Source organism: Pseudomonas sp. JS3066, assembly GCF_036328175.1.
Taxonomy (GTDB): domain Bacteria; phylum Pseudomonadota; class Gammaproteobacteria; order Pseudomonadales; family Pseudomonadaceae; genus Metapseudomonas.
The window spans coordinates 4341403-4365050 of sequence record NZ_CP143312.1; the positions used below are offsets into that span (position 1 = coordinate 4341403).

Annotated in this window: 23 protein-coding genes; 5 read left to right on the forward strand and 18 right to left on the reverse strand. The window is 63.0% G+C overall.

Going from position 1 to position 23648, the window contains the following annotated elements:
- Positions 1 to 3 precede the first annotated feature (3 nt).
- The 8 genes from SA496_RS20455 to SA496_RS20490 form a co-directional block, all read right to left on the reverse strand.
- Complete coding sequence (locus tag SA496_RS20455) at positions 4 to 1119, reverse strand: AI-2E family transporter (RefSeq protein ID WP_120654791.1); 1116 nt, start codon at positions 1117 to 1119, stop codon at positions 4 to 6.
- 336 nt (positions 1120 to 1455) lie between these two features.
- Positions 1456 to 1902 carry a nucleoside deaminase gene (locus SA496_RS20460; RefSeq protein WP_120654790.1) on the reverse strand — a complete coding sequence of 149 codons (447 nt, stop codon included), beginning with the start codon at positions 1900 to 1902 and terminating at the stop codon, positions 1456 to 1458.
- Positions 1903 to 1939: 37 nt separating this feature from the next.
- Positions 1940 to 3646: a SulP family inorganic anion transporter gene (locus tag SA496_RS20465; protein WP_330114381.1), complete on the reverse strand. Its 1707-nt coding sequence runs from the start codon at positions 3644 to 3646 to the stop codon at positions 1940 to 1942.
- An 82-nt stretch (positions 3647 to 3728) separates the two neighbouring features.
- The gene (locus SA496_RS20470) at positions 3729 to 4142 is read right to left on the reverse strand and encodes a VOC family protein (RefSeq protein ID WP_120655364.1); all 414 of its coding nucleotides are present in this window, start codon (positions 4140 to 4142) and stop codon (positions 3729 to 3731) included.
- A 29-nt stretch (positions 4143 to 4171) separates the two neighbouring features.
- Complete coding sequence (locus SA496_RS20475) at positions 4172 to 4594, reverse strand: YciI family protein (RefSeq protein WP_120654788.1); 423 nt, start codon at positions 4592 to 4594, stop codon at positions 4172 to 4174.
- A 342-nt stretch (positions 4595 to 4936) separates the two neighbouring features.
- Positions 4937 to 6652, reverse strand: a complete 1716-nt coding sequence (recJ, locus tag SA496_RS20480; RefSeq protein ID WP_120654787.1) for a single-stranded-DNA-specific exonuclease RecJ — start codon at positions 6650 to 6652, stop codon at positions 4937 to 4939.
- Between the two features lie 100 nt (positions 6653 to 6752).
- Positions 6753 to 7292, reverse strand: a complete 540-nt coding sequence (locus tag SA496_RS20485) for a YaeQ family protein (RefSeq protein WP_153917050.1) — start codon at positions 7290 to 7292, stop codon at positions 6753 to 6755.
- Between the two features lie 72 nt (positions 7293 to 7364).
- Positions 7365 to 8519: a GGDEF domain-containing protein gene (locus SA496_RS20490; protein ID WP_330114382.1), complete on the reverse strand. Its 1155-nt coding sequence runs from the start codon at positions 8517 to 8519 to the stop codon at positions 7365 to 7367.
- A 202-nt stretch (positions 8520 to 8721) separates the two neighbouring features.
- On the opposite strand from SA496_RS20490, the gene SA496_RS20495 reads away from it, so the two are divergent.
- On the forward strand, positions 8722 to 9921 hold the full coding sequence (locus tag SA496_RS20495) for a CaiB/BaiF CoA transferase family protein (RefSeq protein ID WP_330114383.1): 1200 nt from the start codon (positions 8722 to 8724) through the stop codon (positions 9919 to 9921).
- Between the two features lie 196 nt (positions 9922 to 10117).
- On the opposite strand, the gene thrC is transcribed toward SA496_RS20495, so the two are convergent.
- The 4 genes from thrC to xerD all read right to left on the reverse strand — a co-directional run bounded on the left by thrC (position 10118) and on the right by xerD (position 14920).
- Positions 10118 to 11527 carry a threonine synthase gene (gene thrC / locus SA496_RS20500; RefSeq protein WP_153918616.1) on the reverse strand — a complete coding sequence of 470 codons (1410 nt, stop codon included), beginning with the start codon at positions 11525 to 11527 and terminating at the stop codon, positions 10118 to 10120.
- A gap of 88 nt (positions 11528 to 11615) precedes the next feature.
- The gene (locus SA496_RS20505) at positions 11616 to 12920 is read right to left on the reverse strand and encodes a homoserine dehydrogenase (protein WP_077526769.1); all 1305 of its coding nucleotides are present in this window, start codon (positions 12918 to 12920) and stop codon (positions 11616 to 11618) included.
- Between the two features lie 110 nt (positions 12921 to 13030).
- On the reverse strand, positions 13031 to 13759 hold the full coding sequence (locus SA496_RS20510) for a disulfide isomerase DsbC N-terminal domain-containing protein (RefSeq protein ID WP_153918614.1): 729 nt from the start codon (positions 13757 to 13759) through the stop codon (positions 13031 to 13033).
- Positions 13760 to 14023: 264 nt separating this feature from the next.
- Complete coding sequence (gene xerD / locus SA496_RS20515; protein ID WP_120654782.1) at positions 14024 to 14920, reverse strand: site-specific tyrosine recombinase XerD; 897 nt, start codon at positions 14918 to 14920, stop codon at positions 14024 to 14026.
- A 76-nt stretch (positions 14921 to 14996) separates the two neighbouring features.
- Here xerD and SA496_RS20520 point away from each other — a divergent pair, with 76 nt between their 5' ends.
- Positions 14997 to 16835, forward strand: a complete 1839-nt coding sequence (locus SA496_RS20520) for a cation:proton antiporter (RefSeq protein ID WP_120654781.1) — start codon at positions 14997 to 14999, stop codon at positions 16833 to 16835.
- A 95-nt stretch (positions 16836 to 16930) separates the two neighbouring features.
- Positions 16931 to 17611 carry a hypothetical protein gene (locus SA496_RS20525; protein ID WP_120654780.1) on the forward strand — a complete coding sequence of 227 codons (681 nt, stop codon included), beginning with the start codon at positions 16931 to 16933 and terminating at the stop codon, positions 17609 to 17611.
- A gap of 45 nt (positions 17612 to 17656) precedes the next feature.
- Here the strand turns inward: SA496_RS20525 and SA496_RS20530 are convergent, their stop codons facing one another.
- The 6 genes from SA496_RS20530 to ffh form a co-directional block, all read right to left on the reverse strand.
- Positions 17657 to 18085, reverse strand: a complete 429-nt coding sequence (locus SA496_RS20530) for an acyl-CoA thioesterase (protein ID WP_120654779.1) — start codon at positions 18083 to 18085, stop codon at positions 17657 to 17659.
- 193 nt (positions 18086 to 18278) lie between these two features.
- Positions 18279 to 18629, reverse strand: a complete 351-nt coding sequence (gene rplS / locus SA496_RS20535) for a 50S ribosomal protein L19 (protein ID WP_120654778.1) — start codon at positions 18627 to 18629, stop codon at positions 18279 to 18281.
- A 44-nt stretch (positions 18630 to 18673) separates the two neighbouring features.
- Positions 18674 to 19426 (reverse strand): tRNA (guanosine(37)-N1)-methyltransferase TrmD, encoded by a 753-nt coding sequence (trmD, locus tag SA496_RS20540; RefSeq protein ID WP_153918608.1) that lies wholly within the window; start codon positions 19424 to 19426, stop codon positions 18674 to 18676.
- Between the two features lie 9 nt (positions 19427 to 19435).
- The gene (gene rimM, locus SA496_RS20545) at positions 19436 to 19972 is read right to left on the reverse strand and encodes a ribosome maturation factor RimM (protein ID WP_120654776.1); all 537 of its coding nucleotides are present in this window, start codon (positions 19970 to 19972) and stop codon (positions 19436 to 19438) included.
- 8 nt (positions 19973 to 19980) lie between these two features.
- The gene (gene rpsP, locus SA496_RS20550) at positions 19981 to 20232 is read right to left on the reverse strand and encodes a 30S ribosomal protein S16 (RefSeq protein WP_069085410.1); all 252 of its coding nucleotides are present in this window, start codon (positions 20230 to 20232) and stop codon (positions 19981 to 19983) included.
- A 136-nt stretch (positions 20233 to 20368) separates the two neighbouring features.
- A complete protein-coding gene (gene ffh, locus SA496_RS20555; protein WP_120654775.1) occupies positions 20369 to 21742 on the reverse strand; it encodes a signal recognition particle protein in 1374 nt (457 codons plus the stop codon).
- A gap of 156 nt (positions 21743 to 21898) precedes the next feature.
- Between ffh and SA496_RS20560 the strand changes: the two genes are divergently transcribed.
- Positions 21899 to 22699 carry a cytochrome C assembly family protein gene (locus tag SA496_RS20560; RefSeq protein WP_120654774.1) on the forward strand — a complete coding sequence of 267 codons (801 nt, stop codon included), beginning with the start codon at positions 21899 to 21901 and terminating at the stop codon, positions 22697 to 22699.
- A 7-nt stretch (positions 22700 to 22706) separates the two neighbouring features.
- A complete protein-coding gene (locus tag SA496_RS20565) occupies positions 22707 to 23531 on the forward strand; it encodes a transporter associated domain-containing protein (protein WP_120654773.1) in 825 nt (274 codons plus the stop codon).
- Positions 23532 to 23648 lie beyond the last annotated feature (117 nt).

Here is a 23648-nt window from a genome sequence, read left to right on the forward strand (position 1 = left end):
GCGTCAGGTCGTCGTCTCTTCTTCCGAAGTGGTTGTCACCGCCGCGCTTTCCGGCTGGTCGTCGACCCAGTGCCAGAACAGCATGTAGCCGACGGCCAGCATGACCGGGCCAATGAACAACCCAATGATGCCGCCGGTGACCATGCCGCCCAGGGCGCCGATCAGCACCACGGGCATCGGTACGTTGACACCACGCCCCAGCAACAGGGGTTTCAGGACGTTGTCCGACATCCCGGCAACGAAGGTGTAGATGGCGAAGATGATGGCTCCGGCGGTCGCTCCTTGGCTGGCGAACACGAAGATGATCACCGGAATGGTGATCAGCAGTGCGGGCAGTTGCATGATGCCCAGCAGCAACACGCCGAGCGCCAGGAGGCCAGCGCCCGGGATTCCCATCAGCACGAAGGCGATGCCCACCAGCAGCATCTGGATGAAGGCAATGCCGACCACGCCCTGCGCCACTGCACGAATGGTCGCCGTGCAAAGCTCGGCGATCTGCGGGCCACGGTCCGGCCCGGAGATGCGTGAAGCGATCTGTATGGCACTGCGGTGACCATTCTCGCCAAATGCCATGAAGATGCCTGCCACGATCAATGCGGCGATGAACAGCAGAAAGCCCGCCCCTACGCCGGCCAGCTTGCCGAACATGCTCATGCCGAAGCCGCGCAGGTGGGGCAGCAACTTCTTCATCAGGCTGGTCAGGTCGACCGACGCCTGCTGCCAGAAGTCGAACAACGGCTGGCCGATCAGGGGCCAGCTGGCAACGGACGCGTTGGGTGATGGAATATTCAGTTCACCGCCCTTGAACAGTTCGATGGCCCCCTGCACCGACTCGGCCATGGAAGATGCCAGCAGGTAGACCGGCACCATCAGCAGAATCAGGGAAACCACAACGATCAGCGTGGCCACGTGGCCATCACGCATGCCCAGCTTGGCCTTCAGACTCTGATGCAGTGGATAGAAAGTGACCCCCAGGATCAATGCCCAGAGCATCAGGTTGAGGAAGGGATGGAAAACCTGGTAGCAGGAAATGGCGAGGATCGCGACCAGGCCTGCTCGAATGAGCACGTCCATCAGGCCGCGAGACAGGATCCTTTCCGAAACGGAACTTGACAGCATTGAGCTCTCCTTCTGCTGTAGCAATCAGGCAAAACCAGTCGGACATTCCTACTGCTTGGCAGCGATCCAACGGACGTACGGCGCAAGATCCTCAAGCCGCACTGGAGTCTGATCCAAGTCATTTCTGTTCAATGATCGTCATTTCTGCCGGCTTCCAGCCTAGACCCCCCTATCGTGTCGGGCCTAAAGCGACGTCTCCGATCCGCTGCTGGATCGGCTGAATACCAGCATAGTCGCTACTCGACGATTGGTAGTCCCCTTGCGAGAGGGGCTCTCGCAAGGGGTCCCACTGGCGGGCGCCAGGGGGGACGATGCGGTTGTGGCGTTGGTTTGGGATCAGGCCGCCGGCTCGCCGATATCCTCGTTCCACAACTCCGGCCGGGCTTCGATGAAATCCTCCATGAGCTTCACGCATTCGGCATCCTGCAGCACCTCCAGCTCCACGCCACGGGAGCGCAGCAGTTCCTCCTCGCCCATGAAGGTGCGGTTCTCGCCGATGATCACCTTGGGAATCCCATAGAGCAGGATGGCGCCGCTGCACATGGAACAGGGCGACAGCGTCGTGTAGAGCACCGCCTCCCGGTAGACGCTGGCGGGCTGGCGGCCGGCGTTCTCGAAGGCGTCCATCTCGCCGTGCTTGATCGCACTGCCTTCCTGGATACGGCGGTTATGACCCCGACCGATGATGCGGCCCTTGTGGACGATCACCGAGCCGATGGGAATCCCGCCCTCGGCCAGGCCCTGGCGGGCTTCTTCGATGGCGGCTTGCATGAAAGGGTCCATGGTCGTTCCTTGGTTTCCAATGGGTTGATCCTGTGGTTTACGCGACAGGCTGCTTTTCCTGCAAGGCCTGCTTCGCCAGCCAGATACGGTAGGCATTGATGCCGGCACGTACCGAGCTGAATACCAGCGGCGGTTTCAGCTCGCCAAACTGCCCGGAGCGTAGCAACAGGTCGTGGGCCGGACCGAAGAGACGGGCAAAGCCGAGAAAAACGCCACGGGCCGCGAGGGTTTCCTGCACCTCACGCAAGGTGGCCAGGCCCGTGACGTCCAGGTTGATCATGGTTTCGGCGTTGAGCAACACCGCGCGCGGGGCTTCCGACCGCTCCACCACGGCCAGCAGGCGCTGCTTGAAGTAATCGGCATTGAAGAACAGCAGCGGCGCGTCGAATCGGTAGATGATCAGCCCCGGCAAGGTGGTGGCCTGTGGATAACGCCCAAGCTCCACCTGGCCATCCACGCCTTCCACCCAGCCAAGCACCGCGTCGGTGGGGCGATAGGTGAGATACAGCAGGCGCAGCAGGGCCAGGGAAATGGCAACGAAGATGCCGGGCAGCACACCGACGCCCAGCACCCCCACGGTGGTCAGCAGGCAGAGCCCGCACTCGAAGCGGCTGAGGCGCCAAAAGGCCTTGATCGTACGAAAATCGATCAGCCCCCACCCTGCCAGCATCAGCACCGCGCCAAGGGCCGCAATGGGCACCCAGGCCAGGGGACCATGGAGGAACACCAGTACCGCGACAATCACCAGCGCCACCACCACGCTGACCATCTGGGTCTTGCCGCCCACCAGGTCGTTCACCGCGGTGCGCGAGTCCGCGCCGCTGATGACGAAGGACTGCGACACCCCGGCGCCGACGTTGGCCAGGCCCAGGGCAATGAATTCGTGGTTGGCGTCGATGGCATAGCCGTGACGGGCGGCGAAGCTGCGAGCGGTGAGCATGGCGCTGCAGAAGCTGACGATCGTGATACCGGTGGCGTCGCGTAGCAGGCTGAGCAGCTCCTGGTAGCTGGCGCGCGGCCAGCTCAGTTCGGGCAGCCCGGCCGGGACGGCGCCCAGCAGGGCCACTCCGTGACGGTCGAGCCCGAGCCAGGCGGCCGCCAGCGAAGCCAGCACGAGGGCCACCAGCGAGACCGGCAGCCGTGGCCAGCGCCGCGGCAGGACGATCATCAGCAGCAGCGCCGCGGCGCCCAAGGCCAGGGTCGGCAGATGGGTGTCTGCCAGATTGCGGATCATCGCCAGCAGGCCGGCGATGAAGCCGCTGGTTTCGCTCTGGTAACCCAGCAGTTTGCCGAGCTGGCCAGCCAGCAGGCTGAGGCCGATACCGTTGAGGTAGCCCACGAGGATGGGCCGTGAGAGGAAGCTCGCGATGAAACCGGCGCGGATGAAGCCAGCCACGATCGACAGCAGGCCAACCATCACTGCGACGATCATCGACAGGTGTACCAGACGCTGTGGATCGCCTGCCGCCAGCGGGGTAATAGCGGCGGCCACCATGGCTGCGGTGGCGGCATCCGGCCCGACAATAAGCTGCCGGGAGCCGCCCACCAGAGCGTAGATCAGCATCGGCAGGATGCAGGCGTAGAGCCCGACCTGAGCGGGAAAGCCGATGATCTGCGCATAGGCGATGGCCGTAGGAATCTGCACGGCGGCGACTGACAGGCCGGCCGTGAGATCGGCGCGCAGCCAATCGCGGCGATAGTGGAAACGGCTGACGTGATCACGCAGCCTGTGGATCAGGAACATTGGAACCGTCCGCTTCAGATGACTCCAGAAGCTTAGGCCCACAACGCCGGGGAGACCCCGGCGCCGCAGTCACTTTTGAGAACTAATGATCCTTCTCACAGTTGATCATCCAGGGCACTCCGAAGCGGTCCACCAGCATGCCAAAGCGCGCGGCCCAGAAAGTCTGCGCCAGGGGCATCTGTACCTGACCGCCCTCGGCCAGCGCATTGAAGACCCGCTCGGCCTCGACTATGCGGTCGACGTTGATTGAAACGCTGATGCCGCTGATGCCCTTGAAAGGCGCTTGAGGCGGGCAATCCGAGCCCATGATCACCTGATCACCCACAGCCAGGCGGGCATGCATGATCTTGTCGCGGAAGTTCTCCGGCACATCCTCGCAGGCTGGGCTTTCGGCGAAGCTCAGGAAGGCTTCCAGGGTGCCGTTCAGCACCTTGGCGTAGAACTGGAAGGCGGGGCCACACTGGCCATCGAACGTGAGGTAGGGATCGATTTTCATGATGGTCTCCTGTCCGTGGTGGATGGCGGTCACTGCTGCCGGGCTTTCTCGAAAACGCGCTGTTCCTGCTCGCGCAGCTCAGGAGTGAACTCCGCGCCGAAGTCCTCGGCCTCGAACACCTGGCGAATTTCGATCTCGGACTCGGAGATCATGGGGTTGGGGCAGCGTTTGACCCACTCGACGCACTCTTCCAGGGAATTGACCTTGAACAGCCAGAAGCCGGCGATCAGTTCCTTGGTTTCTGCAAAGGGGCCGTCGATGACAGTGCGGTCCTTGCCCTTGAACACGACTCGCGCTCCTTTTGAACTGGGATGCAGTCCCTCACCAGCAAGCAGGATGCCGGCGTTGACGAGCTCTTCGTTGTACTGGCCCATGGCCGTGAGCAGTTCCGTGCTGGGCATGATGCCCGCTTCCGATTCCTTGGTTGCTTTGACAATCACCATGAAGCGCATTGTTGTTCTCCTGTTGGGTTGCATGAACATCAGCCTGCGACCGTTGCCTGCTGACTGTGCTTAATGGTCGATGGGGAATCGACGAGATCGACAACAGGCCGAAATTTTTTTCTCGGGGGCGCAGGACTGGATCAGCGTAGACCCGGATCGGAGGTTTGCGCGGACGGGGTGACGGACGAACGGAGACTGTTCTTGTGGGGGCGATTGCAATCGCGAAGGGCAGCGCAGCGGCCCCTTTGGTTGGGGCCGAGCCCGCGAGGCCCAACGAACCGGGCACGCTATGCGCGCCAAGTTGGGCTGCGCTTCGCTCAACGCCAACCTACGAGTTGCTTACGTGGGCGCTCAGCGTGGGGCGATGTGGGCGACCATCAGTTGCACGCTTTCCTGGCCACGGTATTCGTTGACGTCCAGCTTGTAGGCCACTTCCGCCCAGCGAACGCTGGCGTTGGGCCATTGCTCGCGGTCGATATTGAAGGCGATGCCGTCCAGTTGCACCGAACCGCATTCACTTTTCAGCACCAGCTTCAGATGGCGCTCGCCGACCAGGCGCTGTTGGACGATCTGGAATACGCCATGGAACAGCGGCTCGGGGAAGTGCTGGCCCCAGGGGCCGGCCAGGCGTAGGGCACGGGCAAGCTCCAGGTGGAACTCCTCGATACTCAGTTGACCGTCGGAAAGCAGGCGGCCGGTGAGGTCGTCTTCATCGAGCTGCCGGCGGGTCTCGGCGTCGAACGCGGCAGCGAAGGCACCAAAGTTTTCCACAGGCAGGGACAAGCCAGCGGCCATGGCGTGACCACCGAACTTGCTGATCAGACCCGGATGGCGGGCGGCGACGGCATCCAGCGCGTCACGGATGTGGAAGCCCGGCACTGAGCGTGCCGAGCCCTTGAGCAGACCGTCGCCAGCATCGGCGAAGGCAATGGTCGGACGGTGGTAGCGCTCCTTCAGGCGCGAGGCGAGGATGCCAATCACGCCCTGGTGCCAGTCCGGCTCGAATACGCAGAGCCCGAATGGCATGTCTTCGATAGGCAGGTTCTTCAGTTGCGCCAGCGCCTCGCGCTGCATGCCCTGCTCGATGGCCTTGCGGTCCTGGTTGAGCTGGTCCAGTTGCACGGCCATGTCGCGGGCCAGGGCCTCGTCTTCGCAAAGCAGGCATTCGATGCCCAGGCTCATGTCGTCCAGGCGGCCGGCAGCGTTCAGGCGGGGACCGAGGATGAAGCCGAGGTCGGTCGAGGTGATGCGCCCTGCCGGACGCCCGGCAACTTCGAGGATCGCCTTGAGGCCGGCACGGGCACGGCCGGCGCGGATGCGCGCCAGGCCCTGGTGCACGAGGATGCGGTTGTTGGCGTCCAGGGGCACCACGTCGGCGACGCTGCCCAACGCCACCAGGTCGAGCAGGTCGCCGAGGTTGGGTTCCTTGAGGCCGGCACGATTGAACCAGTCCAGCTCACGCAGGCGAGCGCGCAGCGCCATCAACACGTAGAAGATCACGCCGACGCCGGCCAGAGACTTGCTCGGGAAGTCGCAGCCAGGCTGGTTGGGATTGACGATGGCGTCCGCCGCGGGCAATTCCGGCCCCGGCAGGTGGTGGTCGGTGACCAGCACCTTGAGCCCCGCAGCCTTTGCGGCTGCCACGCCTTCGACACTGGAAATGCCGTTATCCACCGTCACCAGCAGGTCCGGCTGGCGGGTCAGGGCAACGGCAACTATTTCTGGCGTCAGGCCGTAGCCGTACTCGAAGCGGTTGGGGACCAGGTAATCGACATGGAAGGCACCGAGCATGCGCAGGCCGAGTACGCCAACGCTGCTGGCAGTCGCACCGTCGGCATCGAAGTCGCCGACATAAAGGATGCGCTGGCGCTTTTCCAGGGCCTCGACCAGCAGTTCCACCGCAGCGTCGATGCCCTTGAGCTGCTGGTAAGGAATCAACCGCGCCAGGCTCTTGTCCAGCTCCGCCACGGACTGTACGCCACGGGCAGCGTAGAGGCGGGTCAGCAGCGGGGGCAGCTCGCCCAGGTCAGGCAGGACATCGGGTAGGACGCGGTGTTCGATACGCATGAAAGGTCCAATCTTTGAATCGACTTCCCCTCTCCCTCCCGGGAAAGGGCCTTGGGGCGAGGGCTTGGCGCCCTGCCCCGGAAATCTTCCGGATTTCCGATCAGCGCTCCCCGGCCAGCCACTCCAAGGGAACTTCGTGCTGGCCGCGCTCATCGGTGACGAACAGCTCGCCGTCGCTGATCATCACGCTCCAGCTGATCGAGCGCGGGAGGTCGCGGGCCAGTTCTTCCAGGGCTTCCTGGCCGACGGCGACGACATTGATGTTTTTCAGGCTGCGCACGCCGTCCAGGACCTTGGTCTGCCAGACGCGCAGGTTGCCATAGGCCACCAGGCTGAAGCGCTCGGTACGGCGCGAGCACCAGGTGATGCGCTCGGCGTCCGGCTGCCCCACCTCGATCCAGTGCAGGACGCGGTCATCCAGGCTCTTTTCCCACAAAGCCGGCTCGTCTACGTCCGACAGGCCACGGCCGAAAGCCAGCTGCTCGTGGTACCACAGCGCGTAGGCGATCAACCGCACGGCCAGGCGTTCCTCGGTTTCCGAGGGGTGCTTGGCGACGGTGAAACGCAGGTTCTCGTAGACGCTGCGATCCAGGTCAGTGAGGTTGAGTTCGACTTTGTAGGGGGTCGCTTGGAGGGCCATGACGGGCTTCTTGGTGATTCGCGGAGGGGCGCAAGTCTACCCTGATTCCATTGCCTTGGCTGGGGCTTCCAGCTAATCGGCGGGGTAGCGCTGGATGCGGTTGCGCCCCTTGTCTTTCGCCGCGTAGAGGGCGTCGTCGGCCATCGAGAGCAGGCGGAACAGGTCGTAACCTGCTTCCTTGGAGCTGACGATTCCGATGCTGACGCTGAGCTCCCCCGGCTCTTGGAATGGCAGTTCGGCGAACTCGCGGCGGATGCGCTCGGCCACCTGGGCACCGGCTTCGTCGTCGGCATCGGCCAGCAGGCAGGCGAATTCTTCGCCCCCGATGCGGCCGAAGACGTCCTGCTTGCGCATGCTGCCGACGGCAATACGGGTGAACGCGACCAGGGCCTCGTCGCCGGCAGCATGGCCGTAGCTGTCATTCAGCCGCTTGAAGTGGTCGAGGTCGCAGAGCAGTAGTGCAACCGGTTCGCGCCGGTGCTCACAACTTTCCAGCAGGTATTCCCCAGTGGTCATGAAGGCGCGCCGGTTGCCGACCCCTGTAAGCGGGTCGCAATAGGCGGCAGCGCGAAACTTCAGTTCGGCGCGTTCCTTGACCATCGCGAGGGTGACGAAGGCAATGCCGATGGCGTACAGCAGGGTCTCGAATACCAGCAGGGAGAAGAAACTGGTGCCCTGGCCGCTGCTGGCCATGGCTGCATCGAACGGCATGCCGCGATCGATCACAATGCGCGCGCTGTAAAAAACCATGTGGAAGAGGGTCAGTACCAAAGCAGGCATGTAGGCCACTTCCAGCGACTGGCGACTGCGCCACAGCTCATGGGCGCTCAGCCCGCAGTAACAGACTGTGATCAGCGAGCTGACAGCAACGCGCACGGTAAGGGATTCGTAGAACGCCGGGTTTAGACAGAGCAGCATCCAGACCAGCGAGCCGGCGCAGATACCCAACAGGTGCGGCTGGCGCCCGGCGAACACGCGCATGGCGGTCCAGTTCATGGCCGCGCAGAAATGAAGCACCACATTGCCCAGCACCAGCGGAACGAAGTCCATGCCCATGCCGCGCAGGCTGCCCAGCACCGTGCCCAGGGCACCGAGCAGCAGCATGGCGGCGAGGTAACCGAGCGTCGGTTCGCGACGACCACGACGCCAGGCGTGCAGCATGAGCAGGCCGACCAGGGCGAGGACATAAATATCCACAAGCACCAGCGTGGGGACATTCAGTTGCATGCACCCTCCTCCCGATACGTTCCGGGCGACAAGTGGCTGCGGCTGGCAAGGCGATCTGGCATGGTCGTCGACGCGTTCGAATCGGGGGCCTGCCAAGAACTTTAAGTCGCCCGGGAATGGCGCGCCAGCGACAATCCGGGCTGTTCGCAACAACCTCCAAGGGAGTAGAGTCGCCGCCATTGCCTGGCCCATGGACATCCCGATGAACGCCCCCGCCAAACCACTCGCCGGCCTCAAAGTAATCGAGCTCGGCACGCTGATCGCCGGTCCCTTCGCCTCGCGCCTGTGCGCGGAGTTCGGCGCCGAAGTCATCAAGATCGAATCCCCCGATGGCGGCGACCCACTGCGCAAGTGGCGCAAGCTGTACGAAGGCACGTCGCTCTGGTGGTTCGTACAGGCGCGCAACAAGAAGTCGCTGACGCTGAACCTGAAACACCCCGATGGCCGGGACATCCTCAAGAAGCTGTTGACCGAAGCGGACATCCTGATCGAGAACTTCCGCCCCGGCGTGCTGGAGAAGCTGGGCCTGGGCTGGGACGTGATTCATGCCCTCAACCCCAAGCTGGTGATGGTACGGCTATCCGGCTTCGGCCAGAGCGGCCCCTACAAGGACCAACCGGGCTTCGGCGCGGTGGGTGAGTCCATGGGTGGCCTGCGTTACATCACCGGTTTCGAGGATCGCCCGCCGGTGCGCACCGGCATCTCCATCGGCGACTCCATCGCCGCCCTCTGGGGCGTGATCGGCGCGCTCATGGCGCTGCGCCACCGCGAGGTGAATGGCGGCCTGGGCCAGGTAGTGGACGTGGCGCTCTACGAAGCGGTGTTCGCCATGATGGAAAGCATGGTGCCGGAGTTCGACGTGTTCGGTTTCATTCGCGAACGCACCGGCAACATCATGCCCGGCATCACCCCCTCCTCTATCCACACCGCCGCCGATGGCCGTCATGTACAGATCGGCGCCAACGGCGATGCCATCTTCAAACGCTTCATGCTGGCCATCGGCCGCGAGGACCTGGCCAACGATCCGACCCTGGCCAGCAACGACGGTCGCGACGCACGTCGCGATGAACTCTATGGGGTGATCGACCGCTGGGTGGGCTCGCTACTGCTGGACGAGGTGCTGGCCGTGCTGAACCGCGCCGAAGTGCCGGCCAGCTGCATCTTCTCTGCCGAAGACATGTTTGCCGACCCGCAGTTCCTCGCCCGGGAAATGTTCCTCTCGGCAAAGCTGCCGGATGGCAAGCCATTCAAGATGCCGGGCATCGTCCCCAAGCTCTCCGACACGCCCGGTTCGACCGAATGGATCGGTCCGGAACTTGGAGAGCACAACGCAGAGGTGCTGGCCGCCCTGGGTTACAACGCCGAGCAGGTTACGGCGCTGAAGGGAAATGGGGCGATCTGATCGCCGCTGGAACGGAGCCGATTTTCCTGTAGGGGCGAATTCATTCGCCAAGCAGGTCGAAGAGTTGCCCTGCGATACCTAAGGGGGATGCTACACATCCCTTGGCGAATGAGTTCGCCCCTACGAGGTCTCGACGCAATGCCATAAAAAAGGCCGGCCCCTTTCGGGAGCCGGCCTTTTCGTTCTGGCGCCTGGATTACAGCGGCTTGCCGCGGTTGCCATGCTGGCTGACGAAGGCCTGGATCTGCTTCAGGTCGTTCGGCAGCACGGTGCAGCGTTCCTCGCGCTGGAACAGGTCGGCGAGGTGCGGCGGCAGGGCCGGGACCTGGCCAACGCCAGCCTTTTCCACCGCTTCCGGGAATTTGACCGGATGAGCGGTACCCAGGGTGACCATCGGGGTGGCCAGGCTGCGGCGGCACTCGCGGGCAGCGCGAACGCCGATCGCGGTGTGCGGGTCCAGCAGTTCGCCGCACTCCTTGTACACCTCGGCGATGGTTTCGCAGGTAGCTGCGTCATCCACGGCCAGAGAGTCGAACAGCTTGCGCGCTTCGGTCCAGCGGTCTTCCTCGACGCTGAAGCCGCCGCCCTGCTTGAAGGTGTCCATCAGGTTGGCGATGGCAGCACCGTTACGACCGTGCAGGTCGAACAGAAGGCGCTCGAAGTTGGACGACACCATGATGTCCATCGACGGCGACAGGGTCGGGTGCAGGGTGTCCTTGACGTACTGATTGCCGCTCATGAAGCGGTGCAGGATGTCGTTGCGGTTGGTGGCGACGATCAGTTGGCTGATCGGCAGGCCCATGTTGCGCGCCAGGTAGCCGGCGAAGATGTCGCCGAAGTTGCCGGTGGGCACGGAGAACGCCACGGAGCGCGCCGGGCCACCCAGCTGCAGGGCTGCGTGGAAGTAGTAGACGATCTGGGCCATGATCCGCGCCCAGTTGATCGAGTTGACCGCGACCAGGCGAGTACCCTTGAGGAAGCCCTGGTCGGCGAAGCTCGCCTTGACCATCTCCTGGCAGTCGTCGAAGTTGCCCTCGACCGCGATGTTATGGATGTTGTCGCCGAGGATGGTGGTCATCTGGCGGCGCTGCACTTCGGACACGCGATTGTGCGGGTGCATGATGAAGATATCGACGTGTTCGCAGGCTTTGCAGCCTTCGATCGCAGCCGATCCGGTGTCGCCCGAGGTGGCGCCCATGATCACCACACGCTCGCCGCGCTTGCTCAGCACGTGGTCGAGCAGGCGACCCAGCAGTTGCAGGGCGAAGTCCTTGAACGCCAGGGTCGGACCATGGAACAGCTCGAGCACCCACTCATTGCCATTCAGCTGGCGCAGCGGCGCCACGGCGTTGTGGGCGAAGACGCCGTAGGTTTCCTCGAGGATCTTCTTGAAGTCGGCGTCATTGATGCTGCCGGCAACAAAGGGGCGCATCACGCGGAAGGCCAGTTCGTGGTACGGCAGGCCGGCCCAGGAGGCGATTTCTTCCTGGGTGAAGCGCGGCAGGTTTTCCGGTACGTAGAGGCCACCGTCACTGGCCAGGCCAGCCAGCAGCACGTCTTCGAAGTTCAGGGCCGGAGCCTGGCCGCGGGTACTGATATAGCGCATGTCTTAAAACCTTGGTTTCGAGCGGCCGGGGCTGGTGCGTCGCTCCGGGGGATCGCCCCTCGCGGCGGCACCAGCGCCCGGTGGCTGCTTAGTTCAGTTGCTCGACGCGGATGCGCACTACGCTGCCTACCACGTCTTCCAGAGCTTCCAGCGCGGCGATGGCGTCGTTGACGCGCGCCTCGACGACCCGGTGGGTAACCAGGATCATCGGCACCAGGCCGTCCTGCTCTTCGACTTCTTTCTGCATGATGGATTCGATGTTGATGCCGCGCTCCGAGAGGATGGTCGCGACCTGTGCCAGCACGCCCGGATGATCCTTGGCCTGAATGCGCAGGTAGTAGGCGCTCTCGCAGGCTTCGATCGGCAGGATCGGGTGGTCGGACAGGGAGTCCGGCTGGAACGCCAGGTGCGGCACATGGTTTTCCGGGTCGGTGGTCAGCGCGCGGACCACGTCCACCACGTCGGCGACCACGGCAGAGGCAGTGGCCTCCATGCCAGCGCCAGCGCCGTAGTAAAGGGTGCTGCCGGCGGCGTCGCCATTGACCATCACAGCGTTCATCACGCCATTGACGTTCGCGATCAGGCGGTCGGCCGGAATCAGGGTCGGATGCACGCGCAGCTCGAAGCCGCTATCGGTGCGACGTGCCACACCCAGGTGTTTGATCCGGTAGCCCAGGGCCTCGGCGTAGTTGACGTCGGCGCTGGTCAGCTTCGAGATGCCTTCGGTGTAGGCCTTGTCGAACTGAAGCGGGATGCCGAAGGCAATGGATGCAAGGATGGTCAGCTTGTGAGCGGCGTCGATGCCTTCGACGTCGAAGGTCGGGTCGGCTTCTGCGTAACCCAGCGCCTGGGCTTCCTTCAGCACGTCCTCAAAGGCGCGGCCCTTCTCACGCATTTCGGTGAGGATGAAGTTGCCGGTGCCGTTGATGATGCCGGCCAGCCAGTTGATGCGGTTGGCAGCGAGTCCTTCGCGGATCGCCTTGATCACCGGGATGCCGCCGGCAACGGCAGCCTCGAAGGCGACCATGACACCCTTCTCGCGCGCTTTGGCAAAGATTTCGTTGCCGTGCACGGCGATCAGCGCCTTGTTGGCGGTGACCACGTGCTTGCCATTCTCGATGGCCTTCATTACGAGCTCACGGGCCAGGGTGTAGCCACCGATCAGCTCGATGACGATGTCGATTTCCGGGTTGTTGGCCACGTCGAAGATGTCGGCGGTGATGGGGGTGGCGCCGGTTTCACACTTCGGGTTGGGGCGACGAGCGGCAATCTGGGCAACTTCGATTCCACGCCCGGCACGGCGGGCAATTTCCTCGGCGTTGCGTTTGAGTACGTTGAAGGTGCCGCCACCGACGGTCCCAAGGCCACAGATGCCTACTTTTACCGGCTTCACGCTGAACTCCCCATCATCACTGCGAAAACGGCCGGGTGTATCCCGGCCGAGGAAAAGAGCCGCACTTTACGAAGCGGCTGTTTATTGGTCAATCAAGCTGGGCGCCCGGATTACTTGGCTTCCAGGGCCAGTTTGGCCAGCTGCGGAGCCGGCTGGTATCCCGGAATCATCTGGCCGTTGCCGAGCACGATGGCCGGGGTGCCGTTGACGCCGATCATCTGGCCCAGTTCGAACTGCTTGGCCACCGGGTTATCGCAGGTCGCAGCCGGAAGTTCTTTGCGGGACTTGGCCGTGTTCATGGCAGCTTGGCGGTCCTTGCTGCACCAGACGCTGACCAGGCTGTTGTAGCCATGGCTGCCGATGCCCTGGCGCGGGAAGGCGACGTAGCGCACTTCGATACCGCGACGGTTCAGCTCCGGCACTTCGCTGTGCAGCTTCTGGCAGTAGCCGCAGTCGGTGTCGGTGAACACGGTGATATGCGCCTTGGCCGGCTCCTTGGGCGAGAACACCACCATCTCGCCAGCAGGGATGGCGTTGATTTCCTTGGCGATGGAGCGGCTCTCGGCCTGCTCGGTGAGGTTCACCGGCTTGCCGTTCTGCACGTGATACAGGTAGCCCTGCATCAGGTACTGGCCGTCGGCGCTGGTGTAGAGCATGCGACCGCCCTTGAGTTGCACCTGGTAGATGCCGTTCATCGGGCTTTCACCGATGGATTCGATGGGCAGTCCAAGTTCCAGGGCATCGAGGGTCTTGCGGATGGCCTGGTCCGGATCGTCGGCGAGGCTGATGGTGCTGGCGAGGCCAAGGGCCAGGCCGGCGATAAGGCGGGTCACGCGCATGGGTACTCCTGTCGAGCGGCGGACGTACGGAAACCGCTCAAGCCTACCACAGAAGGCCCAACACGCAGTCGTCTGACGCCCGGCGGATTGCGTAGGCTGCTGGCTGGTGCTGCGTAGGCCGGTCGTTCGCCGGGGCGACGCATGCGCGAGGTCCAGCGCTTGTACATGACATCCCTGTCGTCGCCCTTTTGCCCGGTTCAACCCCGGCCCGGCCATCCATGGCCGGTCGTTCGCCGGGGCGACGCATGCGTCGCTTGATCCGGCTCACCCCCTCGGGTGGTGGCGGGCGTGCAGTTCCTGCAGTCGGGCACGGGCGATGTGGGTATAGATCTGGGTGGTGGACAGGTCGCTGTGGCCAAGTAGCATCTGCACCACGCGCAGGTCAGCGCCGTGATTGAGCAAGTGAGTGGCGAAGGCATGGCGCAAGGTGTGCGGCGACAACGACTTGCCGATACCGGCCACCCGGGCCTGGTGCTTGATGCGGTGCCAGAAAGTCTGGCGGGTCATCTGCTCGCCACGCAGGCTGGGGAAGAGCACGTCGCTGGGCTTGCCGTCGAGCAGGAAGGGCCGCGCTTCGCGCTGGTAGCGTTCGATCCAGGCAATTGCTTCTTCGCCCAGGGGCACCAGACGCTCCTTGCTGCCCTTGCCGAAGACCTTGAGTACGCCTTGGCGCAGGTTGACCTGCTCCAGGGTCAGGCTAACCAGTTCGGTCACGCGTAGGCCGCAGGCGTAGAGCACTTCGAGCATGGCGCGGTCGCGCATGCCGATGGGATCGTCGAGCTCCGGCGCCTCCAGCAGCGCCTCCACATCGGCCTCGGAAAGCGACTTGGGCAACGGTCGCCCCAGCTGTGGCAAGTCTATCTGCAGGGTCGGGTCCTCGATGATCAGGTTCTCCCGCAGCAGGAAACGGTAGAAACCGCGCAGGCCGGAGAGAAACCGAGCGGTGGAGCGTGCCTTGTAGCCCTGTTCCAAACGCCAGGCGAGGTGATCGAGGATGAGATCGCGTCCGGCTTTATCCAGCGCCAGACCGCGATCGTCCAGCCAGCTGTTGAAGTGCGCGAGGTCGCTGCGATAAGCCGAGCGGGTGTGTTCGGAAAGTCCCTTCTCCAGCCAGAGGGCATCGAGGAAACGGTCGATCAGGGGATGGTCTAGCGCGGGCATGAATGGCGGCCTTGACTGTACGAAACGCTAGTCTTTCATAGCGCTGTATACGATTCATCCCCGACAAGGACTTCCAATGAGCGAACACCACATCTTGCTGGGCCTGGGCGGTATAGGCGCGGCTGCGCTGTTCAGCCAGTGGCTGGCATGGCGCCTGCGTCTGCCGGCGATCCTCTTCCTATTGGTGGCCGGCATACTCAGCGGACCGGTGACCGGCCTACTGGACCCCGAGGCGCTGTTCGGCCCGCTGTTGTTCCCGCTGATTTCCCTGTCGGTGGCACTGATCCTCTTCGAGGGCAGCCTCACCCTGCACGTCTCCGAATGGCGCGAAATCGGCAGCGTGGTGCGGCGAATGGTGACTGTCGGCGCGCTTCTGACATGGGCGGTGATCGCGATCGCCACGCACTGGCTGCTGGATTTCTCCTGGGAACTGGCGCTGCTGTTCGGCACCCTGACCCTGGTCACCGGTCCCACTGTGATTGTTCCGATGCTGCGCGTCGTGCGACCGCGCTCGTCGATCGCCAACATCCTGCGCTGGGAAGGCATCGTCATCGACCCCATCGGAGCGCTGCTGGCGGTAGTGGTGTTCAGCTTCATCGTCAGCCGCGACGACGGCGGCTGGATCGCGAGCCTCTCTACTTTTACCAGTGTTATCGCCTGTGGCTGCCTGCTGGGGGCTGTTGGAGGCTGGCTGTTCGGCGTGGTCATGCGGCGCCATTGGCTGCCGGAGTACCTGCAGAACCTTGCAGCCCTGGCGGCGGTACTCGGGGTGTTCATCATTGCCAACCTACTGGTGCATGAGTCCGGGCTGCTGGCGGTGACCGTGATGGGCATGGGGCTGGCCAACATGCGTGGCGTGGATGTACGGCAGATCCTGCACTTCAAGGAAAACCTCAGCGTGCTGCTGATTTCAGGACTGTTCATCCTCCTTGCCGCGCGCATGGACTTCGCCGCCCTTATCGCCATGGGGCCGGCGACTCTGCTGTTACTGGCAGTGATCCAGTTCATCGCACGACCGCTGAACGTCGCAGTCAGTACTTGGGGATCCAGCCTCAATTGGCGCGAGCGGGCGCTGCTGGCGTGGATCGCTCCGCGCGGGATAGTCGCGGCGGCGGTGTCGGCGATTTTCTCCCTACGTCTGATCGAGGCTGGCCACGAGCAAGCGCAACTGCTGGTCCCTCTGACCTTCCTGGTGATCATCGGCACCGTGGTACTGCAAAGCGCCACCGCGCGTCCGCTGGCTCGACTCCTGAAGGTTGCCGAACCTGCCCCCTCGGGCTTTCTCATCATCGGCGCCAATCCTGTGGCCCGGGAGGTCGGCAAGGCGCTGCAGAACCTGGGCAGCCGTGTGCTGCTAACCGACTCCAGCTGGGAAAACATTCGTGCCGCGCGCATGGACAACCTGCCCACCTACTTCGGCAATCCCACATCGCAACACGCCGAAGCGCACCTCGACTTGGTGGGCCTCGGCCATCTGCTGGCCCTATCACCTTCCAGTGAACTCAATGCCCTGGCCTGCATGCATTTCCGTCATGACTTCAGTGCCCAGCGTCGCTTCACCCTGCCCAGCGGCCATGAAAGTCGACGCAGCGAGAAGCACCGTGCCGGTGAAACGGTCCGGGGCCGACCGCTGGGCAACCAGCCGCTGACCTTTCCGCAATTCGCCAGCTACTTGGCCAAGGGCGCCGACGTTCGGACCACTACGCTGACCGCCGCCTTCGGCTGGGAGGAATACCAGGCATTGCACGGTAACCGCGCGACCCTGCTGCTGGCACAAGACCCACGGGGCTGGGTGCACCTGATCGGCAACCCGACGGACTTCGTACCCGAGAAGGACTGGACCCTCGTGTCCCTGATCGAAACCGAAGCGCAACCCGGTGTTACCGCTGATCGCACTCTGGCGCAAACACACTGACGGGCGGCACGGCCAGCCTATCCTTAGTCTGGTGACAGGATTGGGCTGGCCGTGGATGATTTCATCTTGCTATCACCCACCGCCGGTACCGGACCATGGCCAACCAAATGAACTCCCGCCTGGGGCAGATCCTCATCAACAAGGGTCTGATCAACTCCCAGCAGCTGGATGCCGCAATCAAGATGCAACTCACCTGCAAGATGCGGCTGGGTGAAGTACTGATAGCGCAAGGCCTGCTAACCCAGAAGCAACTGACCAAGGCCCTGAAGAAACAGAGCAATCTGCGTCTGGCAGCTACCCTTGTGGCTGCGTTGATGAGCCCCTTCCAGATGGCCAGCGCCGATATCCAGCGCCTGCAGCCGCCGGCCAGTATCAGCCGCCAGGAGACCCCGCAGGGCCTGCGTCCGCTGAGCGACCTGGAGATGAGCAATGTCAGCGCCCAGGGCCTGGACGACGTTCTGCAGGGCCTTTTCCTGCAAGCGGAGCAGGGCGATGGGTTGGGTGCAGTGAAGCAATTGGCGCGGCTGGTGATGCCAGTGCTGGACGGCCTGGACGCAGAGACCTCGATGAAGGATGTGGCCTACGACACCAGCAAGATGACCTCGGTGGTCAACCCGGATGGTTCGGTGAACCTGCGCCTGCCCAGTTCGATCGGCGAGTTGCGCTTCGAGAATATCCGTGTGGCCGGCGCACCACGGGACCAGAGTTTCGGCAGCCTGACCCTGAACAACATCGATCTGTCGCAGGCATCCCTGAAGATCAGCATGCGGAACTGAACCAGGCGGGATACGAGAAAGGCACCCGACGGGTGCCTTTTGCATTCATGCGGCGCTGGCGGTCCGCGGATGGTCCGGCAGAACCTGCACCGGTCGCTTCTCCCCGTCGATGGCGACGAAGCTGAACAGGCCGGTGATGGCCTTCTCGCGAGTGGCGCAGTACATGTCCTCGACGAACACCTCGACCTCCACCTTGAGACTGGTATTGCCCACCTTCACGACGCGTCCCACCAGTTCGACGATGGAACCTGCCGGGATCGGGTGCTTGAAGTCGATGCGGTCGCTGGACACCGTCACCAGCGGCAGGCGGCAAAAGCGCGTGGCGGTGATGAAGGAAACTTCGTCCATCCAGGCCAGGGCGGTACCGCCGAACAGGGTGTTGTGATGGTTGGTGCTGGGCGGAAACACCGCCTTGGTCACCCGGCTCTCGGACAGTTCGGTCCGGCGGGCTATCTCTTGCTCTCTCGGGGTCATGCCACTACTACCTGAATCGAACCCATGTGGCTGCCACTCGTGCGGCGACTCTTGTGATTCTTCTATGCGCTACCTGGTAGGCAGGAATCTTCCTGGCTGGCGCTGCCAGCGGGGCACGGATTATCCCTTGCACACAGGCAAGAAAAAACCCGCCGAGGCGAACCTGGGCGGGTTTTTCGAGAAACTCTGGCGATTAGACCAGCTTCTCCTTGATACGAGCTGCCTTGCCGGACAGGTCGCGGAGGTAGTACAGCTTGGCCTTGCGCACGTCACCGCGGCGCTTGACGCTCAGGCTGTCGACCAGCGGGGAGTAGGTCTGGAAGGTACGCTCAACGCCTACGCCGTTGGAGATCTTGCGTACGGTGAAAGCGCTGTTCAGGCCGCGGTTACGCTTGGCGATGACCACACCTTCGAAGGCCTGCAGACGCGCACGGTCGCCTTCCTTCACTTTCACTTGAACGATTACGGTGTCGCCCGGGGCGAAAGCCGGAATCTCTTTGTTCATTTGTTCAGCTTCGATCTGCTGAATGATTTTGTTGGTCATCGCTATGCTCCTAAGGCAGGCCTTCTGGGCGTGCCATCGATACGTTAACTATCGTTCCGCTGGCGGACATATTCCTCCAGCAGCTTTTTCTCTTCTCCAGAAAGCGAGCGGCAATCCAGAAGATCGGCCCGACGTTCCCAGGTGCGCCCAAGCGCCTGCTGCAAACGCCATCGCCGGATGTGTTCGTGGTTGCCGCTGAGCAGCACCTCGGGAACACGCTTGCCTGCATACATCTCCGGTCGGGTGTAATGCGGGCAATCGAGCAGGCCGTCCGTAAACGAGTCCTCCTCGGCGGAGTCCGCGTGGCCCAACGCACCGGGCAGCAACCGCGTCACCGCATCGATCAGCACCATGGCCGGCAGCTCACCGCCGGACAGGACGTAGTCGCCAATCGACCATTCCTCATCGACGTGCTCTTCAATGAAGCGTTCGTCGATGCCTTCGTAACGACCGGCGATGAGGATCAATGCTTCCTCGTTCGCCAGCTCGCGCACGGCCGCCTGCTTCAGCTGACGCCCTTGCGGCGAGAGGTAGATCACCTTCGCCTTCTCCCCCGTCGCGGCCTTGGCTGCTGCCAGGGCCCGTTCCAGGGGCTGTATCTTCATCACCATGCCGGGGCCACCGCCGAACGGCCGATCATCCACCGTCTGGTGGCGGTCTTCGGTGAAGCTCCGCGGATTCCAGCAATTGAGCTTGAGCAGCCCTTGCTTCACCGCACGGCTGGTAATGCCGTACTCGCTGATGGCAGCGAACATCTCGGGAAAGATGCTGATGACTTCGACCTGCATGCTTTTCATGTCAGGCCCTCAGAAATCAACGTCCCAATCCACCCGCATCTCGCCGGCGTCCAGATCAATCGAGAGCACGCACTGGTCCGTATAGGGCAGCAGGCGTTCACGATCATCGAGGCTGCCAGCACAGGGCTTGACCACCATCACATCGTTGGCACCGGTCTCGAGGAGGTGATCGATTCGGCCGAGCAGTTGCTCGTCCTGGTTGATCACATTGAGACCTTCCAACTGGTGCCAGTAGAACTCGTCATCGTCGAGTTCCGGCAGTTCGCTGACGGGAACGCAGACTTCGAAACCTGCGTAGGTTCGTGCAACCTCGCGGTCGTCCAACCCTTTCAGCCTTACTACCAGGACCTTGCCGTGCACACGTCCGCTGGCGACTTCGACCTGCTTTACCTCGTTGTCACGCTTGAGCGTCCAACGGCGGTAATCGAGCACGTTATCCAGCGGATCGGTGAAGGAGTAGACCTTCACCTCGCCACGTACGCCATGCACCGAGAAAATCTTGCCGAGAACGATCAGTTCATCGGCGGGAGCCGGCGTCGTGCTCATAAAGATGCTTAGGCAGCAGCCTTGGCAGCTTCCTTCAGCAGCTGAGCAACACGCTCAGACGGCTGGGCGCCCTGGCTCAGCCAGTAGCTGACGCGCTCCTGATTTACGGAGAGCTTGACTTCTGCACCCTGGGCAACCGGGTTGAAGAAGCCAACGCGCTCAACGAAGCGACCGTCGCGCGCATTGCGGCTGTTGGTCACGGTCAGGTGGTAGAAGGGGCGCTTCTTGGAGCCGCCACGGGCAAGACGGATGGTTACCATTGAACTTCGTTCCTATAGTCGGTGCTTTTCAAGCTGTGCACACACATGGGCCATGGGCCCGAAAGGCCGCATATTCTAAGGATTATGCGGCCGATTGCAAATCTCTTTTTGGCGGCCACCGATCGGCGGCCAGGGCTCACATCTTCGGCATGCCACCGGGGAACATGCTGCCCATGCCGCGCATCATCTTGGCCATGCCGCCTTTGGCGGTGACCTTCTTCATCATTTTCTGCATCTGCTTGTGCTGTTTGATGAGGCGACCGACGTCCTGCACCTGGGTGCCGGAGCCCAGCGCAATGCGGCGCTTGCGCGAGCCGCTGATCACATCGGGATCGCGACGCTCTGCAGGGGTCATGGAATTGATGATCGCTTCCATCTGCTTGAACTGCTTTTCTGCGGCGTTCTGCGCGTTGCCCATCTGCGCCAGGTTGACGCCACCGAGCATGGGCAGCTTGTCCATCAGACCGCCGAGACCGCCCATGTTCTTCATCTGTTGCAGTTGGTCTCGGAAGTCTTCGAGGTCGAAGCCCTTGCCCTTCTTGATCTTCTTCGCGAGCTTCTCGGCCTTCTCGCGATCCATGTTCTGCTCGGCCTGCTCGATCAGGCTAAGCACGTCACCCATGCCGAGGATGCGCGAAGCGACACGATCCGGGTGGAAGGGGTCAAGGGCTTCGGTCTTCTCGCCCATGCCGAGGAATTTGATTGGCTTGCCAGTGATCGCGCGCACGGAAAGCGCGGCACCACCACGGGCGTCGCCGTCGACCTTGGTCAGTACCACGCCGGTCAGCGGCAGGGCATCGTTGAAGGCCTTGGCAGTATTGGCGGCATCCTGACCAGTCATGGCGTCAACGACGAACAGGGTTTCCACCGGTTTGATGGCGGCATGGACCTGCTTGATCTCATCCATCATCTCGGTATCGACGTGCAGACGACCCGCGGTGTCGACGATGACGACGTCGATGAACTTCAGCTTCGCTTCCTGAATTGCCGCTTGCGCGATGGCCACCGGCTTCTGGCTGGTTTCGGACGGGAAGAAGGTGACGCCAATGTCGTTGGCCAGGGTTTCCAGCTGCTTGATGGCCGCCGGGCGGTAGACGTCCGCGGAAACCACCAGCACCGACTTCTTCTTGCGCTCTTTGAGGAAGCGCGCCAGCTTGCCGACCGTGGTGGTCTTGCCCGCGCCCTGCAGGCCGGCCATCAGGATCACCGCCGGCGGCGCGGCGTTAAGCGCCAGGTCTTCGTTGGCGGCGCCCATCAGCTCCACCAGTTCAGCCTGGACGATCTTCACGAAGGCCTGGCCCGGGGTCAGGCTCTTGGAAACCTCGGTACCGACCGCCCGATCCTTGATCTTGGCGACGAAGTCCTTCACCACCGGGAGGGCGACGTCGGCCTCGAGCAGGGCCATGCGCACTTCACGCAGGGTGTCCTTGATGTTGTCCTCGGTCAGCTTGGCCTTGCCGGTGACATGGCGCAGCGTCTGTGAGAGGCGGTCGGTTAGGTTTTCAAACATGCGCGTTCCTTTCGGGCTCTCATGGGCCCCGGCTGAGCTTGCTGCAGGCGGCGGAGTATAACGAAGAGTCGGCGCCGCCGACACCGCCAGCGGTCTTTCACCGTCAAGCCTTGTATGCCACACTCACTGCCTTTCGGGCTTGCCTTACAAGGACTTATGCACCCTCTGCTGCCCAGCCTCCTGGCTGCATTCCTCTATATGGGCACCACTGGCTACCACGGCTTTCGCCTCAGCCAGCGCACTACGCCGGACAAACGTCTGCTGATCCTCGGCAGCGGCCTGGCCCTGCTCGCCCATTGCACTGCACTTTTCCTCCAGTTGATAACCCCTGCCGGGCTCTACCTGGACTTCTTCAATGCCGCCAGCCTGATCGCCGCAGCGGTGATTCTGCTGACCATCGTGGCGGTCGCGCGGATTCCCATCGAGAACCTGCTGCTCCTGCTGCTGCCTCTTGGCACCCTGACGGTGCTGGCGGCGGTACTGGTGCCGGGCGGCACGTCCCAGGCCATCAATGAAGAGCCGGGCATCCTTGCGCATATCCTGCTGTCCATCCTGGCCTACGGCCTTCTGACCATGGCGGTGTTCCAGGCGCTGCTGTTGCTGCTGCAGGACCACCAGCTCAAGCACAAGCATCCTTCCGGACTGATAAAGAACTTCCCTGCCCTGCAAACCATGGAAAGCCTGCTGTTCGGCTTCCTGTGGGCCGGCTGGTGCCTGCTGTCGCTGTCGCTGATCTCCGGTTGGGTGTTCGTGGACAACCTGTTCGCCCAGCACCTGGCGCACAAGACCATCCTTTCCTGCATCGCCTGGGTCGTGTTCGGGGTGTTGCTGTGGGGCCGCCACCAGCTCGGCTGGCGCGGGCACAAGGCCATACGGTGGACCCTTGCGGGCTTCTGCCTGCTGATGCTGGCGTATTTCGGCAGCAAGCTGGTCCGCGAATTCATCCTTCACGTCTGACTATCCCATGCACGGACTGCTCGCCGGCCTCCTCCTCGGAATCACTCTCTCCCTGGTAGCCGGCGCGCTGGTCGCATGGCTGACGACACGCCGCCGCCATGGCGTGGAGATCCAGCCGCAATCGCGGTTGCCGGTTGCTGTGACCGATGCTCTGCAACGGGTCAGTATCAGTTCCATCATGATTCCCCGAAGCGAAATCCAGGGGATCGACCTGGACACGTCGCAAGACGAGCTCATCGCCCAACTGCAGAACGCCACCCACACTCGCCTGCCGCTGTATCGCGAAGACATCAACCAGATCGAAGGCATCCTCCACCTGCGCCAGCTACCGCGCCTGCTGGCGGAGGGCAGGCCCAGCGCCGAATCGCTGCTGGCAGTCAGCCGGGAAACCTACTTCGTGCCGGAAAGCACGCCATTGCTGACGCAGCTGGTGAACTTCCAGAAGCAGAAGCGCCGCCTCGGCATCGTGGTCGACGAGTACGGCGATGTGGTGGGCCTGGTCAGCCTGGAAGACATCTTCCAGGAGCTGGTGGGCGAGTTCGGCAGCCTGGAAGACTTCGCTCCCAATCCCGGCATCCAATCGCGCGATGACGGCCACTACGAGCTCGACGGTGCGCTTCATCTGCGCGAACTGAATCGGGTGCTCGGCTGGCACCTCCCTTGCGACGGGCCGAAGACCCTCAACGGCCTGATCACCGAAGCCTTGGAGCAGATTCCCGACTCAAGCGTGTGCCTGAAGGTCGGCCCGTACCGCCTGGAAATCCTCCAGTCCGGCGACAACCGCGTACAGCGTGTGCTCGCCTGGCGCGCCGGACTTACGCCAAAGGCCTAGTAGTCCCGGCCGGGGCCCCTTCCTATAATCGACCCGGGCTTACCCGCCCTCCTCCGGCCACAGTCGCCACCCGCGACGCCGCGCCACCGGCCGCACTCTGCGACCACCTGAGAACCA